We start from the raw sequence: 17513 nt of genomic DNA on the forward strand, positions 1-17513 counted from the left end.
GGCAACGTCACCGAGAACGGAAACACGTACTCTGTCATGCATGCAATCATTCCTATTTGCGCCAACGCAATTCGGAGCGGCGTAAAAGACGCGGCCCCGTCATGATTCGCGGGGCCGTTGGAAAAGGCTGTGTACAGTGTATGGACGTCGCGATCCCCACGCCTCACCACTGGCGGTCACGATGCACGTGATGACATTGAGCGCGTCGGAGTTCATTGAAGCATGTTGCCTTTCGAAGAAAATGCCGTCAATGTCGATTTGCGGATTATCAACAATCCGCGGGGCGTCGTGAATCTTTGAAAGTAGCCGGTCAGCGTCCCCTCGCTGACGGGCCATCATCCTGCTGCTCAGTCTGTTCTGCCATTTCAGGTGCGTCGTCTACCTCGATGCCGAGGTAGCGCACCGCACTTGCCAGTTTGTGTGGCCACGCAGTAATTGCACAGCCCCGGAGGTTCTTGCTGCGACGATAGATCGTAAGCGGACGCTTGACGACGTCCCTCGGAGGCCAGGCGCAGCTGGGGAGTGCTTATGGCATGAGCCCGGCATAGTCGTCGGCGTTTTTCGACGAGCGAGTAAAGATCAGCACTGGCTTGCGCCCCGGCAACGGTGTCGGCGAACAGCTATGACTTCCGGTCAACGACGACTGGGGTGATCATGAGCGATGCCGTTGCATAGCTCGTTCGTTCATCTTGTTAAGGGCTTTTACGCTGGCCACTTCAGTTCCTCAACGACAAGCCATGCACGATTCCGCTCCTATTTTTTTGGGTGAAGCTCGATTCCACTAAACTTGTCCATGCCGGCGGTGTTCGCACCATGACTCTACGCCTCCGTTCGGCTCGAACGGGGGGCGCTAGCCATCTAATTATTAAAACTAGCAAGAAGGGTTGACTAGAGGAAGTAATCTAAAGCGACGTTCTGTGCATAGAGAACGCCATGACATTTTTGGTGCGAAATCCCCAATGCGATGCATTTGGGGGAATTGTGTCTAAGGTTGTTGCGCCAAGGCGGCGAATTTCCGAAAGCTGGAACTTCAGGTTTTCTCAACCAACGTTTTTATTTCGGCTGCCGCCGGGCGACGCTAGTCATTTGATAAACAAAGCAATCTTGATCAGCCGGGGGCGCAATGCCGCTTTTACCTTCAAAGCTCGAGCGACGCGCTGAAGTGAAATGAGTGCAAGCACCAATGCGGCGCATTGACGTAGCGTGGCCTAAAAGAAAAAATAGTTTGCTCTCGTCAAACAAATTTTGACGCGGATTTTTTTACTGATATCTTTGGTTACAAATATGAAACGTGATGAACGAGCAAGCACTGCCCCTCTTGTGCTGGGCAGCAAGATTAGAGCGTTGCGCAAGCGACTCCAGCGTACCTTGGACGAAACTGCAACGGCGGCGGGAATATCGAAGCCGTTCCTTTCTCAGGTCGAGCGAGGGCACGCGACGCCGTCCATTTCGTCATTGGCCGGCATTGCGCAAGCGCTTGGAGTAACCATGCAGTACTTCGTCGAAACACCGACCGAAGCGAAATCCGTGCGGCGTGCAGACGAAAGGCAGTACTTCAGCTTTGCCGACTCGGCGAATCAGTTTGCTCGCCTCACCAACGCAGCGGTCGGCAGGCAGCTCGACGCGATTCTCGTCCGAATGCCTGCAGGTCAGCCGCCGTCGGAAGTGACGACGCATGCTGGAGAGGAGTTTCTCTATGTGCTCAGCGGTCAGATATCGCTGAGTCTGGAGGGCAGTACGTTTGTGCTTGATCCAGGTGACAGCGCGCACTTCGAGTCGACGGTCCCGCACGGCTGGGCCAATGCGGCTAACGAAGAAACCGTGATTGTCTGGGTAGGTTCGCCGAGATTGTTTTAAGCATTGGTGGCTTCGCTGCGTTCGCGGCGAATCTCCGTTTCATACATTTGCCAGTCCTAAGTGTATGAATCTATGTTGAATACAGAGTGATCCATCGATTCCTTGCGGACGATGGTTAGGGATTCGTTTTGCCTGGATTTTTCAGCAACCTCAATATGTACATTTTGGTTTCCTATTTGATATTCGCCGAAGTGGTTTAGAAGTGGCTTTGGTTGTTCGCATAGTCGGTGGTATGCGGGGTCATGAAGTAACGGGGCGGTCTCGGACGGGTGCCGCGCGGGGGAAAGTGCCAAAGGTCTTCTCTGGCATGTCGACTTGGGTCAATGACACACGAAGGGAAAAAATGAAACTCACGGTTTTGGGATCTGCCATACGGAAAATAGTGTGGGCAGAGATTGCGCTGACAGCTGCGCTTGGGACCACGGCGTTTGCACAGGTTCAACCGGCAGCAACCGCGGCGGCGGCGAAAACTGACACTGCCTCCGCTCAGAAGGATGGCCAAGACGCGAATGCGACGGCCGCCGCACCGAGCGCGGCATCGGGCGCTTCGGCGGGCACGAGCTCGGTGAAGCAGCTGCAGAAGTTCGAGGTGACGGGTTCGCTGATCCGCAGCGCAGACAAACAAGGCCGCACTGAAGTTCAAGTCATCACCGCGAAGGAAATTCAGCAAAGCGGCTACACGACCGTGGCCGACTTCCTGCGCGGCACAGCCGTCAACTCCGCAAGCAGTTGGTCCCAATCGACGGCTCAGAGCTCGGCCCCCGGTGGCGCGGGCCTTGCGCTGCGCGGCCTCAGCGAAAAGTACACGCTCGTGCTCATCGACGGGCAGCGCGTGGCCAACTACGCACAGCCCGTCAACTTCACCGACACGTTCTTCGACATCAACACGATCCCGATGAACATCGTGGAGCGCATCGAAATCGTGAAGACGGGCGCAGTGTCCGTGTACGGTTCGGACGCGATCGCGGGGGTCGTGAACATCATCACGAAGAAGAACTTCGAGGGCTTGCAGATCGACGGCCAGCTTGGCAAGGCCCAGCATCCCGGTAACGCTCAGGGCACCTTCAGCGTCCTGGGCGGTCTCGGCAACCTGACTTCCGACCGCTGGAACATCACGGCGGCCGCGAGCTACTACCGCGACAGCGGCTCGACGCTCGCCGACCGCGACATGACCAAAAACCAGGACTTCACGCAGTTCCCGGGCGGTAACGCGGCGCCGCTAGGCCCGAACCAGCAGTCGTACTGGCAGCTCGCGGACGGCACCCATCAGGCGCTCAATCCGTGTCCGCCGAGCAGCAACGCGACGGCGACGGGCGGCCAGTCGTGTACGTACAACGTGGCGAACAGCACGTCGCTGATCCCGTCAACGACACGCCTGAGCGCAAAGGTGCGCGGCACGTTCAAGATTGACGACACTACCGAGGCCTATGCGGGCTTCTGGGCGAGCCGCAATGAAACCGTGCAGTTGAACGGTCCGGCGTCGCTCAGCAGCCAGACCAACGTGTTCGACCCGTCGACGGGCACGGTCTCGCCGGTCGGGCGCACCGTCTCGGCTTCGAACCCGTTCAACCCCTTCGGCGTTCCAACGCTGATCAACCTGACGTTCCCGAACAACGTATCTGTCTGGGATACGACCTCGACGTTCCTGATGGCGAACACGGGCGTCAAGGGTTCGTTCGACACGCAGAAGTTTGGCGCCTGGGATTGGTCGGCAGAGTACGCGCATTCGCAAAGTACCGTCGCAAGCACCTACTCGAACCGGCTCAATGTGGCTGGCCTCGAGAACATGCTCGCGAACGGCACCTACAACTTCTCGAACCCGAGTTCCACGCCGAACGGTCTGAACGGTGTGTTCCAGGATGACAACCAGCTGTCGATCACGAAGCTTGACCAGGTGCTCGCGAAGGCCTCGACGACCAGCCTGTTCACGCTGCCGGCCGGCGGCGTAGGGCTCGGTGTCGGCACTGAGTTCCGTCACGAGTCGACGGTCATCAACTCGCAGACCTATGCGACGCAAGGCATCACGGCGCCTGCGAACGTGCAGTCCGTGGACGGCGAGCGTAACGTAGCGGCCGCCTTCTATCAGGTCGACATTCCGATCATCCGCAACCTGACGTTCACGCAGTCGGGCCGTTACGACCACTACAGCGATTTCGGCGGTGCCTTCTCGCCGAGCTTCGCGCTGCGCTTCCAGCCGGTTCGCATGCTGACGGCGTACGCATCGTACAGCCGCGGGTTCCGCGCACCGACGCCGGTCGAGAACTCGCAATCGGTCTATCTGGCCCACCAGAACCTGGTGGACCCGAACGATCCGAGCGGCGTGCCGACCAAACACTTCACGACGGAGCAGACGACCGGCAACCCGAACCTGCAGCCTGAACACACCAAGAACTACAACATCGGCTTTACGCTGTCGCCGGACGCGACGACGGACTTCGGTGCGGCTTTCTACAAGGTGCACATCGACAGCGTCATCGGCACGCCCGATCCGAACGCGATCTTGCAGGCGAACGATCCGAATTTGGTCGTGCGTAACCCGGACGGCACCATTCGCTACATCAAGATGCCGTTCGTGAACCTGGGCTCGCTCGATACGGACGGCTTCGACCTCGATTTCCGCAAGAGCGTGGGCACGAAGTACGGCACGTTCACGCTCGCGGGAGACTGGACCTACGTCTGGCACTTCAAGCTGAAGAGCGGTGGCGAGACTCAGGACTTCGCGGGCAACAACCTGGCGCTGCTGCAGCCGTTCGGCGCGAGCAACCCGCGCTGGAAGGGCAACACGAGCCTGAGCTGGGATTACCGCCAACTGACCACCACGCTCACGTGGCAGTACACGGGCCCCTACACGAACGCGGTCGCGGCCGAGTTCGGCGATGGCGGCACGCTGTCGGTTGCCTCGTACAGTCAGTTCAACCTGGTGGCCACCTATCGCGGCTTCAAGAAGTGGACCATTTACGGTGGTATCCAGAACCTGTTCGACAGGAAGCCGCCGTTCGACGTCGAGTGGCAGTCGACTCCTGACATCACGGGTTACGACCAATCGCTGTACACGAACCTGGGTCGCTTCTTCCAGGTGGGTGCGACTTATCGCTTCTGATCGTGGCAGGCCGGCGCCCGACCGTGCGAGGCACCGTCGGGCGCCGGCCCGCGTGTTATGGCAGTGGCAAGAAATCCCTTGTGAACAGCCTCGTTCGCGGTTCGTGGCGCGACCAGCGCCGCGACTACGGAACAGGTGAATCACGCTGCGAGGATCGAAGGTATGAAAGTAGAAGCAAGCATGACTGCGACATCAGCCGTGGACCCGGGCGGGGTCGCGCGACCCGGCCGCCCGCGCGAATTCGGGCGCAAGCAGCAAAATCCGGTTCGCCGCTTCGGCGGCATCGCAGTCGTCATCGTCCTGCACATCGTGCTGGTCTATGCGCTGCTCAACGGCCTCGCGACCAAGGTCGTGCAAGTCATTCAGCATCCCATCGAAACGAAGATCATCGAGCCGGTCAAGCCGCCGCCTCCGCCGCCCCTGCCCGAGGTGAAGCTGCCGCCGCCCAAGTTTGCGCCGCCACCGCCCCCCTTCGTGCCGCCGCCCGAAGTGCCGGTGCAAGCGCCGCCGCAGCCGACCATCGCGCACACGGCCACGCCGGTGCAGTCCGCGCCCGTGACGGCACCACCCGCACCGCCTGCGCCGCCCGTCAAGGCTGCCGCGCCAGTGCGCACGGAAGTCGGTGTCGTCTGCCCGAATTCCGATCAGATCCGCAGCTCGATCGCCTATCCGAAGGAAGCGCAGGAGAACGGCGATACCGGCGAAGTGTTGATCGAATTTACCGTCGATCCGGAAGGACATCTCGGCAACGTTCGTGTGGCCAAGTCGTCGGATCACGACAGTCTGGACGAAGCGGCATACAAGGCCGTCAAGCGGTTCAACTGCATCGCGCAGGGCCAGGCCGTGCGCGTGCAGGTGCCTTTCTCGTTCAACCTCAATTGACTCGACAGATAACAGACCGCGCCCGCTGCGCCCGCGGTGCAGGCACGAAAGCCTGCACCGACGGTTTAACCCGATTTCTTAAGTTCAACGTTTGAACTGGAGCTCAACATGAATAAGCGTTCCGTCGCCACCCTGGCAACCAGCCTCCTGATCGCTGCCGCCGCGGTGAATACCCTCGTGGCACCGCAACTCGCGCATGCTCAAGCAAGCGTGGCCGCCTCCGCCGCGCCCGCCGTAGCAGCACCGCAGATGAACGCGTCCGCCACCGCAGCCGACGAGCCGGCGCCGCCGCCCGCTCCGGCGGCGACGCAATCCGTCGAGAACCCCTACGGTCTCGGCGCGCTGTGGAAGAACGGCGACTTCGTCGCGCGCTTCGTGCTGCTTCTGCTCGTCATCATGTCGATGGGCAGCTGGTACATCATGGTCACGAAGTTCTTCGAGCAGTTCCGCGCCAATCGCCGCGCGAAGCATGCCGACGAGCAATTGTGGAGCGCGCCGTCGCTCACCGAAGGTGCCCAGCAGCTCGATGAGTCATCGCCGTTCCGCTTCATCGCAGAGACGGCGATCGAGGCAGGCCAGCATCACGATGAGGCACTGCTCGAAGCCGTCGACCGCAACACATGGATCGATGTCTCGGTGGAGCGTGCGATCACGAACGTGTCGAACCGTATGCAAGACGGTCTCGCGTTCCTCGCGACAGTCGGCTCGACGGCCCCGTTCATCGGTCTGTTCGGCACCGTCTGGGGTATCTATCACGCGCTGACCGCGATCGGCATCGCGGGCCAGGCCTCGATCGACAAGGTGGCGGGCCCCGTCGGCGAAGCGCTGATCATGACGGCCATCGGTCTTGGCGTCGCGGTGCCGGCTGTGCTCGGCTACAACTTCCTCGTTCGCCGCAACAAGTCGGTGATGGAGCGCGTCCGTGCCTTCGGCGCTCAACTCCATGCCGTGCTGCTCGCCGGCAGCAAGCGTCCCGCCCGTCCTGTCGCGGTGCGTTCCGCCGCGACCGCCCCGTAACCGGCAGTCTGAAGCCTGAACGAGGTCCAACATGGCCATGAGCGTGGGGCAAAACGAAGATAGCGACGACGTTATTGCCGCTATCAATACGACGCCGCTCGTCGACGTGATGCTGGTGTTGCTGATCATCTTCCTGATCACGATCCCGGTCGTCACGCATACTGTGCCGGTGCAGTTGCCGAAGGAAACGATCCAGCCGCTGCAGACGACACCAACGAGCATCGAGATCGCGGTCAATCGCGACGGCGACTTCTTCTGGAACGAGAAGCACGTGGATAGTGCGACGCTGCTGTCGCGGCTGAAGGACGTTTCGGTGATGCAGCCGCAGCCCGAGGTGCACGTACGCGGTGACCAGAACACGCGTTACGAGTTCATCGGCCGCGTGATCACGACCTGTGAACGCGCCGGCATCGCGAAGGTGTCATTTATCACTGAGCCGCCTGCGCGCGGCGGCTAGGAGGCGAATATGGGAATGAACATTCCTTCGGGCGGCGGTGGCGGAGACCCGGAAGTGATGGTGGACATCAACACCACGCCGCTCATCGACGTGATGCTGGTGTTGTTGATCATGCTGATCATCACGATCCCGATTCAGATGCATGCGGTGAAGATGAATTTGCCGGTCGGCGATCCGCCGCCGCCGCTCACGCAGCCTGAAATCGTGCAGATCGACATCGATTTCGACGGCACGACGACCTGGAACGGCACGCTGGTGCCGGACCAGGCGGCGCTCGAGGCGAAGCTTGCGCATGTCGCGGCCGAGCCCGTGCAGGCCGAGATTCATCTGCGTCCGAACAGGCTCGCGCCTTATAAAGATGTGGCGGCCGTCATGGCGTCGGCGCAGCGGGTTGGCGCCACAAAGATTGGGCTCATCGGTAACGAGCAGTACATGCAATAAGGACGGTGTGATGAGAATAGTCAATCGACGGGTCAAGCTAGCGTTGTCGTCGGCCGTCGTCGGCGTGGTCTTTGCCGCGGCAGCACTGCCAGCCGTGGCCGACACGCTGCGTCCTGACGTCGGCAAGCCGCTCAGCGCGGCCCAGGATCTCTATCGGGCGCATAAGTACAAGGACGCGCTTGCCAGGATCGCGCAAGCCGCGGCGGTGCCGAACAAGACGCCGTACGAGATCTACATGGTCGAGGAAATGCGCGGCGCGACGTTGATGGCGGACGGCGACGAGGCGTTGGCCGCCCAGGCGTATCAGACGCTGCTCGGCACCGGGCAGTTGAAGGGCGACGACGAGCAGCGCGTGAGCGAGACGCTGGCAGGCATCTACTTCCGGCAGCACGACTATGCGCGAGCGATCGCGACCGCGCAGCGTTACGAGAAGGCGGGAGGCAGGGATCCGCAGATGAAGGAGCTGCTCGTGCAGTCGTACTACCTGTCAAACGACTGCGCGAGCGTGATCGGTGCACTGAAGCCGGCGATCGACGCGCAAGTGCGCGCCAACCACGCACCCGACGAATCGCAATTGCAGCTATTGAGTACATGCGCGCAACGCAGCAAGGACGACGCGACCTATCGCACCGCACTTGAAGCGCTGGTCGCCTACCACCCGAGGCAGGCGTACTGGGACAACCTGTTCTCGGCGATTCGCGCGAAGCCGGGCTTCTCGCCGAAGCTCGACGTCGACGTGTACCGCTTGCGGCGCGCCAACGGTGCGTTCGGCTCGGTGGACGACTACATGGAGATGACGCAGCTTTCCCTCGTCGCGGGTACGCCGGCCGAAGCGAAACAGGTCATCGATCAGGGCTTCGCCTCGGGCGTGCTCGGCAAAGATGCGCAGGCGGAGCGCGAAAAGCGCCTGCAGGCGCTCGCGGCGAAGCGCGCGCAGGCGGGCGGCGATCGGGAGAATCCCGTCGCGCCCGTCGACCAGGGGTTCAACCTCGTGTTCGCTGGTCACGCGAAGGACGGGCTCGCGATGATGGAGTCGGCGATCGCGAAGGGCGGCCTCGACCATCCCGATCAGGCGCAACTGCATCTAGGCATTGCCTACTACGTGGCGGGACAGAAGCCGCGTGCGATTCAGGCGTTCCGGGTGGTCAAGGGCACGGACGGCTCCGCCGACCTTGGCCGGCTGTGGACGCTGATGGCGTCGAAGTAGGACCATTGGCCGGGCTCGCGCCCGGCCTTGCGCTCCGATCCGATCAATGTCACGCCGGCTTCCGTCCGGCGTGCGCACACGCACAGTGACAATGAAACTTCTGACGTTCCCCTCGTTGCGCCGGCTCGCGCCGCTTGCGACGATGATCGCGCCCCTGATCGCCGCGATGCTCGCGACGACCGGCGCGACCATCGCGTTGCCGGCCGACGCCAAACCGGCGATTGCGCAATTCGGCGAACCGAAATACCCGGCGGATTTCACGCATTTCGATTACGCGAATCCCGGCGCGCCGACAACCGGCGAATTGACTTTTCAGAACTACAACGACAACCAGAGCTACGATTCGACGAATCCGTTCATCGTTCGAGGAATGCCCGCGCCGGATATCCGTAACCTGATGTTCGATACGCTGATGCAACGCAGCTGGGACGAACCGGCTTCCGAATATCCGCTGATCGCGGACGATGTACTGATCGCGCCCGACCGACGCGCGGCGACGTTCCACATCAATCCGGCGGCGCGTTTCTCGAACGGCGATCCGATCACTGCACAGGACGTCAAGTACTCGTTCGACACGCTGAAAAGCGCGCAGGCGTCCCCGTTGATTTCGTCGCAGTTCGTGCAGATCAAGCGCGCGACGGTGATCGACCGTCTGACGGTGCGCTTCGACTTCGTCGACGACTCGAGAGCCAATCCGTTGATCGCCGGCGATCTGCCGGTGTTTTCGCCGAAGTGGGGCATGCAAGGCGATGGCAAGCGCCAGCCGTTCGATCAACTGTCCGTCGATGCGCCTATCGCGAGCGGCGCTTATCTGATCGAGTCGCGCAAGAACGACAAGCAGATCACCTATCGCCGGAACCCGAACTATTGGGCCGCAAACTTGCCGGCGCGGCGCGGGATGTTCCGCTTCGAGCGCGTGACGTTCAAGCTCTATGTCGATCAGTACACGATGCTCGAATCGTTCAAGGCTGGCAACGAGGATGTGCGCGTCGAATACAGTGCGACCCAGTGGGCGCGCAAATATGTCGGCAAGAACTTCAAGTCGGGGTTCCTTCACAAGGGGGAATTCGAAGAGGGCCCCGCGCAAATGCAGGGCTTCATCATCAACACGCGCAAGCCTCAATTCCAGGACCGGCGCGTTCGACATGCGCTTGCGCTCGCATTCGACTACGAGTGGATGAACCGGATGATGTTCTACGGGCAGTATCGCCGGCTGAACAGCTTCTGGGAGGACAGCCCGTTCGGTGCGACCGGCATGCCCAGCGAGAAGGAGGCTAAGCTGCTCGAGCCGTTCCGCGCATCGTTGCCTGCTGAGGTGTTCGGTCCGATGGTCAAGCTGCCGAACACGCTGCCGCCCGGCTCGCTACGGCAGAACCTGCGGCAGGCGCGCGATCTGCTCGCCGAGGCGGGCTGGCACTACCGCGACGGCGCATTGCGCGATCCGAGCGGCAAGCCGATGACGATCGAGATCATCGATAACCAGCCGGGCATGGACCGCCTCATCATCCCCTATACGCAGGCGCTGCAGACGCTGGGCATCCACGCTTACTTCCGCGAACTCGACAGTGCGCTTTATCAGAAGCGACTCGACAACTTCGACTACGACATGACGACGTACATCTATCCGCCCGTCACGATCCCGGGGCCGGAGCTGATACGCCGTTTCACGAGCCCTGCTGCATCAGAGGTTGGTTCGGAAAACTACATGGGCATTCGCTCGAAGGCCGTGGATACGCTCGTGCACGCAGCCATCTCTGCCGACACGCTCGATGACCTCGAGACGGCGACGCGCGCGCTCGATCGCATACTGATCAACGAGTACTACCTCGTGCCGCACTACTACCCGCCGAACGCGCGGATCGGCTACAAGTCGACCCTCGGGTTCCCGAAGGTGACACCGATCACCTATCAGTACGAGGACTGGGTCATCAATTACTGGTATCGCAAACCGCAGGCGCAGACAACCGCCGCAGTGCATTGAGGAGCGTCATGTTCGCCTACATTCTCAGACGTCTGCTGTTGATGGTGCCGACGATCATCGGTGTCGTCACGCTGACTTTCGTCGTGACCCAGTTCGTGCCGGGCGGGCCGGTGGAGCAGATGGTGACCCAGCTTCGTCACGGCCAGTCGCGCCAGGGTGCGGATGGCGGTGGCGGCGGCAGCGGCTATCACGGCAACCAGGGCCTCGACCCGCAGCAGATCGAGCAGATCAAGAAGCAATTCGGTTTCGACAAACCAGCGCACACGCGTTACCTGCTGATGTTGAAGAATTTCGCGACGTTCGATCTCGGTCAGTCGTACTTCCAGCACAAGAGCGTGTGGGAGGTCATCCGCAGCAAGTTGCCAGTCTCCATTTCGCTTGGGCTCTGGACCGTGATGCTGACTTACGCGGTGGCCGTGCCGCTCGGCATCGCCAAAGCCGTGCGCAACGGCTCGCGCTTCGATGCGGTGACGAGCGTACTCGTCCTCGTCGGCTACGCGATTCCCGGATTCGTGCTCGGCGTGCTGTTGCTGATGCTGTTCGGCGGCGGCACGTTCTGGCAGCTCTTTCCGATGCGCGGACTCACATCCGACGACTTCGCCGATCTGTCCGCCGTGGGCAAGGTGCTCGATTACGTCTGGCACATGGTGCTGCCCGTGACGGCGTCCGTGGTCGGCAACTTCGCGATCGTGACGATACTGACGAAGAACACATTTCTCGAAGAGATCGGCCGGCAATACGTGCTGACGGCGCGCGCCAAAGGCGCGCCCGAGCGCGACGTGTTGTGGAAGCACGTGCTGCGCAACGCCGCCATTCCGCTGTTGACGGGCCTGCCCGCTGCGTTCGTCGGCGCGTTCCTGAACGGCAACCTGCTGATCGAGACGCTGTTCTCGCTCGACGGCATGGGGCAGCTGTCTTACGACTCGGTGATTCGCCGTGACTACCCCGTGGTGCTCGGCTCGCTGTTTCTCTTCACCCTGATCGGCCTTCTAACCAAACTCATTGCTGATGTCTGCTATGTCATCGTCGACCCCCGCATCCAATTCGACAGCGTGGACCGCTGAGGCGCCCGCGGCGCCGGCCGCGCCAGTCTCGCCGTGGCGACGCACGTGGCTGCGCTTCAAAAGCCAGAAGCTCGGCTACTGGAGCCTGATCGTGTTCGTCGCGCTGTTCGTCGTCAGCCTTACCGGCGAACTGCTAGCCAACGACAAGCCGCTCATCGTGCGCTACGACGGACACTACTACTTCCCGATCCTGAAGGAGTATCCGGAGACGCAGTTCGGCGGTGATTTCCCCGCGAAGACGAACTATCTCGATCCGTATATCCGCTCCCGCCTGGAGGCAAGCGGGAATTTCGCGGTCTATGCGCCGAACCACAACTACTACGACACGATCGACTATTTCGCCGAGCGGCCGTTTCCGGCCCCGCCGAGCGCGGCGAACTGGCTCGGCACCGATCAGTTCGGGCGCGACGTGCTCGCGCGGTTGCTCTACGGCTTTCGGGTGTCGGTGCTGATGGCGATCGCGCTGACCTTGTCAGGCGTGTTCTTCGGCGTGTTGACGGGCGCGTTGCAGGGCTTCTACGGTGGACGGACCGACCTCATCGGCCAGCGCCTGATCGAAATCTGGTCTTCGATGCCGGACCTCTATCTGCTCATCATCTTCGCTTCGATCTTCGAGCCGACGCTTTGGCTGCTGTTCATCCTGCTGTCGATGTTCGGCTGGCTGCTGTTGTCCGACTACGTGCGCGCGGAATTCCTGCGCAACCGCGCGCTCGACTATGTGAAGGCCGCGCGCACGATGGGACTCTCGAACTGGCAGATCATCTGGCGTCACATATTGCCGAACAGCCTGACACCGGTCATCACGTTCCTGCCGTTTCGCATGAGCGCTGCGATCCTTTCATTGACGAGCCTGGACTTTCTCGGGCTCGGCGTTCCGCCACCCACGCCGAGCCTCGGCGAGCTGTTGCAGGAGGGCAAGAACAATCTGGACGCCTGGTGGATCTCGGTATCGGTGTTCACGGCGCTCGTCGCCACGCTGCTGCTCCTGACGTTCATGGGCGACGCGCTACGCAACGCGCTCGATACCCGCAACCGCGGCTCGGCGTTCGGAGGTGGCCAATGAGCGAAAATTGCAAGCCTCTGCTCAGCATCGAAGATTTCTGCGTCTCGTTCGGCGACCGACAATGCGTGTTCGAAGTTAACCTCGCGATCTGCCGCGGCGAGCGTGTCGCGCTCGTCGGCGAATCGGGCTCAGGCAAGAGCGTGACGGCGCTGTCGGTCCTGCGCCTCGTGCGCGATGCCAAGCACACTGGCCGCATCGTCTTCGATGGAGAGGACCTGCTGACGAAGAGCGAACGGCAGATGCGCGGCGTACGCGGCGCCGATATCGCGATGGTGTTTCAGGAGCCGATGACGGCGCTCAATCCGCTCTATACGGTGGGCCAGCAGATCGCGGAGAGCCTGCGGCTGCATGAGGGGCTGCGCCCGAACGCGGCGCGCGAGCGCGGCATCGAGTTGCTGCGCCGTACGGGCATTCCCGAGCCCGAACGCCGCATCGACAGCTACCCGCACCAGCTCTCGGGGGGCCAGCGCCAGCGCGCGATGATCGCGATGGCGCTCGCGTGCCGTCCGCGCCTGCTGCTGGCCGACGAGCCGACCACGGCGCTCGACGTGACCGTCCGCCAACAAATCGTCGACCTGCTGATCGGCTTGCAGGAGCAGGAGGCGCAAGAGCGCGGCATGGCCGTGCTGTTGATCACGCATGATCTGAATCTGGTGCGGCGGTTCGCGCAGCGCGTCGCCGTCATGGAGAAGGGCGTGCTCGTCGAAACGAATACGACCGAGGCGCTGTTCGCGAATCCGCAGCATCCCTATACGAAGCGATTGCTCGACAGTGAGCCGCGTCGCGCAATCGAGACCGTGCCTGACGATGCGCAGAACGTGCTGTCGATCGAGGGGCTCGCGGTCGACTATCGAACGAACGCAAAAGGCTGGCGGTCGTTGCTCGGCAGGACGGCGTTCCGCGCGCTGCACGAAGTCGATCTCACGCTGCGCCGCGGCGAGACGCTCGGCATCGTCGGGGAATCCGGCTCCGGCAAGTCGACGCTCGCATCGACCGTGCTCGGCTTGCAACGGCCAGCAACCGGCGACGTCAAGGTGGCCGGCAAGTCGCTGCGCGAATACCGCTCGTCGAGCAAGGCCTGGCGTGCACTGTGCGCGCGCATGCAGGTGGTGTTCCAGGATCCGTTCGGCTCGCTTTCGCCGCGCATGACGATCGAGCAGATCGTCGGCGAGGGGTTGCGGGTTCATCGTCCGCATCTCGATGCAGCGGAGCGTAGGGCGCGTATCGTGGAGCTGCTCCAGGAGGTCGGTTTGCCCGCCGACGTGCTGCTGCGTTATCCGCACGAATTCTCGGGAGGCCAGCGGCAGCGGATCGCAATTGCGCGTGCGCTTGCCGTAGAGCCCGAATTGATCGTGCTCGACGAACCGACGAGTGCGCTGGACGTCTCGGTGCAGCAGCAAGTGCTCGGCCTGCTGACGCGTTTGCAGAAAAAGTATGGGCTCAGCTACCTCTTCATCACGCACGATCTGGCCGTGATGCGGGCGATGGCGCACCGCGTGGTCGTCATGAAAGCCGGCCGGATCGTGGAGACCGGCGACACGCTCGAGGTGTTCGACGCACCTTCGCATCCCTATACCCAGTCGTTGCTCGCGGCGTCGATTCTGCAGAACGCCGCAGCGCTCAAGGAGAACATTGCATGATCGAAGAACTCTGGACATCGGCCGCGCGCGCATTGCGCAGCGATGCCGATTTCTGGTCGGTGCGTTTCGTGGACGAACGCAAGGACGAGCACGTCGTGCGCAACGACGTGGCCCTGCCGCTTTCCACCGCACGCGAGCGCGGCGCGATGGTAACGGCGTGGGCCGGTGCGGGCGCGGGCTATGCGGCGACCGCGGATCTTTCGGCAAGCGGCCTGCAACGCGCGCTCGGCATCGCCACCGCACGTGCGCAGGCGAGCGCGGCACACACGCTCATCGACCATCGCGAGATTGCGCGGCCGACGCAAAGCGGCAGCTATGTGTCACCGAATGCACAGGGCGCTCTGCCGTCGCGGCGCGAATGGCTTGAACGGCTCGCGCACGAATGCGCGGCTGCAAACCTGGGCGAGCGCATCATCGAGCGCGTGGCCGGCATGCAAGTGACGCACTGCGATCAGCTTTACGTGACGAGCGATGGCGTGCGCATCGATCAACAGTTGCGCTTTCTCATGCCGAGCCTTTCGGCAGTCGCGCACGGCGATGGCGACACCCAGGAGCGAACGCTCGCGGGCCACTATGGGACGCTCGCGCAGGGCGGCATGGAAATCCTCGCGCGCTACGGCTTTGACGGCGCGGGTGCGCGCGTGGCCGACGAGGCGCTGCAACTGCTGGCCGCGCCGAACTGTCCCAGCGGCCGCCGCGACCTGCTGCTGATGCCCGACCAGATGATGCTGCAAATTCACGAATCGATTGGCCATCCACTCGAACTCGACCGCATTCTCGGCGACGAGCGCAATTTCGCGGGCTGGAGCTTCGTGAAGCCGGAGATGTTCGGCCACTACCAGTACGGCTCGGAATTGCTGAACGTGACCTTCGACCCGGATGTGCGCGAGGAGGCCGCCGCCTACGCGTTCGACGACGACGGCAGCGCGGCCAGCCGCCAATATCTGATTCGTGCCGGCGTGCTCGAACGGCCGCTCGGCGGCGCGCTGTCACAGCAGCGGGCGGGACTGCCCGGCGTGGCGAACTCGCGCGCATCCAACTGGAACCGGCCGCCCATCGACCGCATGGCGAACCTCAACATTGAACCCGGTGAATCGTCGCTCGACGTGCTGATCGCGGGCATCGAGCATGGCATCCTTATGAAAACCAACACGTCCTGGTCCATCGACGATCATCGCAACAAGTTCCAGTTCGGCTGCGAATTCGGCCAGCTGATAGAGAACGGCAAGCTCGCGCAGGTCGTCAAGCGTCCGAACTATCGCGGCGTTTCTTCGAGCTTCTGGCGCAGCCTCGCCGCGGTTGGCGATGCATCCACGCGCGAAATCTACGGCACGCCGATGTGCGGCAAGGGCGAACCCGCGCAGGTGATCCGCGTGGGACATGCATCGCCCGCATGTGTGTTTTCGAACGTCGAAGTATTCGGAGGCGCGTGATGACCGAGATGCTTTTCCCGCGCGGCGTCGAGGCGATCGACTGGCACGCGCGTTTCATGATGCTCGCCGGCGCGATTGAGCGCCTGCGCCGACCCGGGGAGACCGTGCTCAGTTCGTTTGCGGGCGAGCAGTCGGATTTCATCCGCTTCAACGCGGGCAAGGTGCGGCAAAGCGGTCGGGTGGAGCAGGGGCGATTGACACTGCGGCTCGTGAACGGTGCGCGTCAGGCGTATTTCACGCTCGACCTGAGCGGCGACACCCACGCTGACGTGCGTGATGTGGACAAAGCGCTCGCGGCGCTGCGCGAAAGCCTGCTGGACGCGCCCGACGATCCGCATGTGCTGTTCGATAGCACGGCGTGGTCGCGCAGCACGCAGCGCAGCGGCAGGCTGCCGGAGCCGCAAGCGCTCGTCGAACTCGTCGCGCAGTGTGCGCAGGGTCTCGATTTCGTGGGCTTCTACGCGGGCGGCACGGTCTTGCGCGGCTTCGCCTCGACCTCGGGTAGCCGCGGCTGGTACGAAGTGGAGAATTTCAATTTCAGCTGGTCCCTCTATCAGCCCAACGGGCGCGCGATCAAGACGACCTACGCGGGCGACGCGTGGGACGACGTCGTGTTCGCGGGCAAGGTGAGCGAGGCGGCGGCGCGCTTGCCCGTGTTGCTGCGTACGCCGCGCGTGCTCACGCCGGGCGGCTATCGCGCCTGGCTCGCACCGGCGGCGCTTTCGGAGCTGGTCGAATCGATGGCCTCGAATGGCTTTTCGGCGCGTGCCCAGGCGAACTCGATGAGTTCACTCTACAAGCTCCACACCGGCGCGTCCGCGTTCGACACGCGCGTGGCGTTTGCGGAATCGCTTGAACTTGGCATCGCACCCGGTTTCAACGACGACGGCTATCTACGCGAGAGCGTGCCACTGATAGACGCGGGTCGCAGCGTTGGCCAGCTAACGAGCGCGCGTTCTGCGCGCGAGTGCGGGCTCGAACCGAACGGCGCACTGCCGGAGGAACTGCCCACCTCGCTTGCGATGGCCGGCGGCGACCTCGTCGAGGACGACGTGCTCGCACGCCTCGGTACCGGACTTTATGTCGGCAACCTGTGGTACGTGAACTTCTCGGACCGCATGAATTGTCGACTGACCGGCATGACGCGCTTCGCGACCTTCTGGGTGGAGGACGGCGAGATCGTTGCGCCCGTCGACGCGATGCGCTTCGACGACAGCCTCTATGGCCTCTTTGGCGAACGTCTCGAAGCGCTGGGCGCACGTACGGAACTGCTGCTCTCGGACTCTACGTGGGGACAACGCGCGGCCGGCGGCATGCAACTGCCAGGCGCGCTGGTGAAGTCGTTCGAGCTTGTGTTGTAGCGCGGCGCGC

13 protein-coding genes are annotated in these 17513 nt (G+C 62.5%); all 13 read left to right on the forward strand.

Annotated elements, in window-relative coordinates; translation table 11 throughout:
• The first annotated feature begins 1284 nt into the window (after positions 1-1284).
• The 13 genes from QFZ91_RS40165 to QFZ91_RS40225 all read left to right on the forward strand — a co-directional run bounded on the left by QFZ91_RS40165 (position 1285) and on the right by QFZ91_RS40225 (position 17503).
• Complete coding sequence (locus QFZ91_RS40165; protein WP_176383993.1) at positions 1285-1857, forward strand: helix-turn-helix domain-containing protein; 573 nt, start codon at positions 1285-1287, stop codon at positions 1855-1857.
• Between the two features lie 343 nt (positions 1858-2200).
• The gene (locus tag QFZ91_RS40170) at positions 2201-4957 is read left to right on the forward strand and encodes a TonB-dependent receptor (RefSeq protein ID WP_429570689.1); all 2757 of its coding nucleotides are present in this window, start codon (positions 2201-2203) and stop codon (positions 4955-4957) included.
• 162 nt (positions 4958-5119) lie between these two features.
• Complete coding sequence (locus tag QFZ91_RS40175) at positions 5120-5839, forward strand: energy transducer TonB (RefSeq protein WP_429570690.1); 720 nt, start codon at positions 5120-5122, stop codon at positions 5837-5839.
• A gap of 108 nt (positions 5840-5947) precedes the next feature.
• Entirely contained in the window at positions 5948-6856 is a 909-nt protein-coding gene (locus tag QFZ91_RS40180; protein ID WP_368612893.1) for a MotA/TolQ/ExbB proton channel family protein, read from the forward strand.
• Between the two features lie 31 nt (positions 6857-6887).
• Complete coding sequence (locus tag QFZ91_RS40185) at positions 6888-7313, forward strand: ExbD/TolR family protein (RefSeq protein ID WP_008917476.1); 426 nt, start codon at positions 6888-6890, stop codon at positions 7311-7313.
• 9 nt (positions 7314-7322) lie between these two features.
• Positions 7323-7754, forward strand: a complete 432-nt coding sequence (locus QFZ91_RS40190) for an ExbD/TolR family protein (protein ID WP_429570691.1) — start codon at positions 7323-7325, stop codon at positions 7752-7754.
• A 10-nt stretch (positions 7755-7764) separates the two neighbouring features.
• Positions 7765-8961 (forward strand): tetratricopeptide repeat protein, encoded by a 1197-nt coding sequence (locus tag QFZ91_RS40195; protein ID WP_429570692.1) that lies wholly within the window; start codon positions 7765-7767, stop codon positions 8959-8961.
• Positions 8962-9052: 91 nt separating this feature from the next.
• Complete coding sequence (locus QFZ91_RS40200) at positions 9053-10942, forward strand: extracellular solute-binding protein (protein ID WP_429570693.1); 1890 nt, start codon at positions 9053-9055, stop codon at positions 10940-10942.
• Between the two features lie 8 nt (positions 10943-10950).
• Positions 10951-12006, forward strand: coding sequence for a microcin C ABC transporter permease YejB (locus QFZ91_RS40205; protein ID WP_429570694.1), 1056 nt, complete (start codon positions 10951-10953; stop codon positions 12004-12006).
• Complete coding sequence (locus QFZ91_RS40210) at positions 11960-13069, forward strand: ABC transporter permease (protein ID WP_429570695.1); 1110 nt, start codon at positions 11960-11962, stop codon at positions 13067-13069. The genes QFZ91_RS40205 and QFZ91_RS40210 overlap by 47 nt, the downstream gene beginning before the upstream one ends.
• The gene (locus tag QFZ91_RS40215) at positions 13066-14709 is read left to right on the forward strand and encodes an ABC transporter ATP-binding protein (protein ID WP_429570696.1); all 1644 of its coding nucleotides are present in this window, start codon (positions 13066-13068) and stop codon (positions 14707-14709) included. The genes QFZ91_RS40210 and QFZ91_RS40215 overlap by 4 nt, the downstream gene beginning before the upstream one ends.
• On the forward strand, positions 14706-16142 hold the full coding sequence (locus QFZ91_RS40220; RefSeq protein WP_429570697.1) for a TldD/PmbA family protein: 1437 nt from the start codon (positions 14706-14708) through the stop codon (positions 16140-16142). The genes QFZ91_RS40215 and QFZ91_RS40220 overlap by 4 nt, the downstream gene beginning before the upstream one ends.
• The gene (locus tag QFZ91_RS40225) at positions 16142-17503 is read left to right on the forward strand and encodes a TldD/PmbA family protein (RefSeq protein ID WP_429570698.1); all 1362 of its coding nucleotides are present in this window, start codon (positions 16142-16144) and stop codon (positions 17501-17503) included. Before QFZ91_RS40220 ends, QFZ91_RS40225 begins: the two co-directional genes overlap by 1 nt.
• Positions 17504-17513 lie beyond the last annotated feature (10 nt).

This window comes from Paraburkholderia sp. JPY419, assembly GCF_050435705.1.
In the GTDB taxonomy this organism is placed as follows: Bacteria; Pseudomonadota; Gammaproteobacteria; order Burkholderiales; family Burkholderiaceae; genus Paraburkholderia; species Paraburkholderia youngii.

Bases quoted from the DNA above. Each gene is read 5' to 3' on its own strand.
- QFZ91_RS40165 (WP_176383993.1), top strand. From the start codon at position 1,285: ATGAAACGTGATGAACGAGCAAGCACTGCCCCTCTTGTGCTGGGCAGC.
- QFZ91_RS40170 (WP_429570689.1), top strand. From the start codon at position 2,201: ATGAAACTCACGGTTTTGGGATCTGCCATACGGAAAATAGTGTGGGCA.
- QFZ91_RS40175 (WP_429570690.1), top strand. From the start codon at position 5,120: ATGAAAGTAGAAGCAAGCATGACTGCGACATCAGCCGTGGACCCGGGC.
- QFZ91_RS40180 (WP_368612893.1), top strand. From the start codon at position 5,948: ATGAATAAGCGTTCCGTCGCCACCCTGGCAACCAGCCTCCTGATCGCT.
- QFZ91_RS40185 (WP_008917476.1), top strand. From the start codon at position 6,888: ATGGCCATGAGCGTGGGGCAAAACGAAGATAGCGACGACGTTATTGCC.
- QFZ91_RS40190 (WP_429570691.1), top strand. From the start codon at position 7,323: ATGGGAATGAACATTCCTTCGGGCGGCGGTGGCGGAGACCCGGAAGTG.
- QFZ91_RS40195 (WP_429570692.1), top strand. From the start codon at position 7,765: ATGAGAATAGTCAATCGACGGGTCAAGCTAGCGTTGTCGTCGGCCGTC.
- QFZ91_RS40200 (WP_429570693.1), top strand. From the start codon at position 9,053: ATGAAACTTCTGACGTTCCCCTCGTTGCGCCGGCTCGCGCCGCTTGCG.
- QFZ91_RS40205 (WP_429570694.1), top strand. From the start codon at position 10,951: ATGTTCGCCTACATTCTCAGACGTCTGCTGTTGATGGTGCCGACGATC.
- QFZ91_RS40210 (WP_429570695.1), top strand. From the start codon at position 11,960: ATGTCATCGTCGACCCCCGCATCCAATTCGACAGCGTGGACCGCTGAG.
- QFZ91_RS40215 (WP_429570696.1), top strand. From the start codon at position 13,066: ATGAGCGAAAATTGCAAGCCTCTGCTCAGCATCGAAGATTTCTGCGTC.
- QFZ91_RS40220 (WP_429570697.1), top strand. From the start codon at position 14,706: ATGATCGAAGAACTCTGGACATCGGCCGCGCGCGCATTGCGCAGCGAT.
- QFZ91_RS40225 (WP_429570698.1), top strand. From the start codon at position 16,142: ATGACCGAGATGCTTTTCCCGCGCGGCGTCGAGGCGATCGACTGGCAC.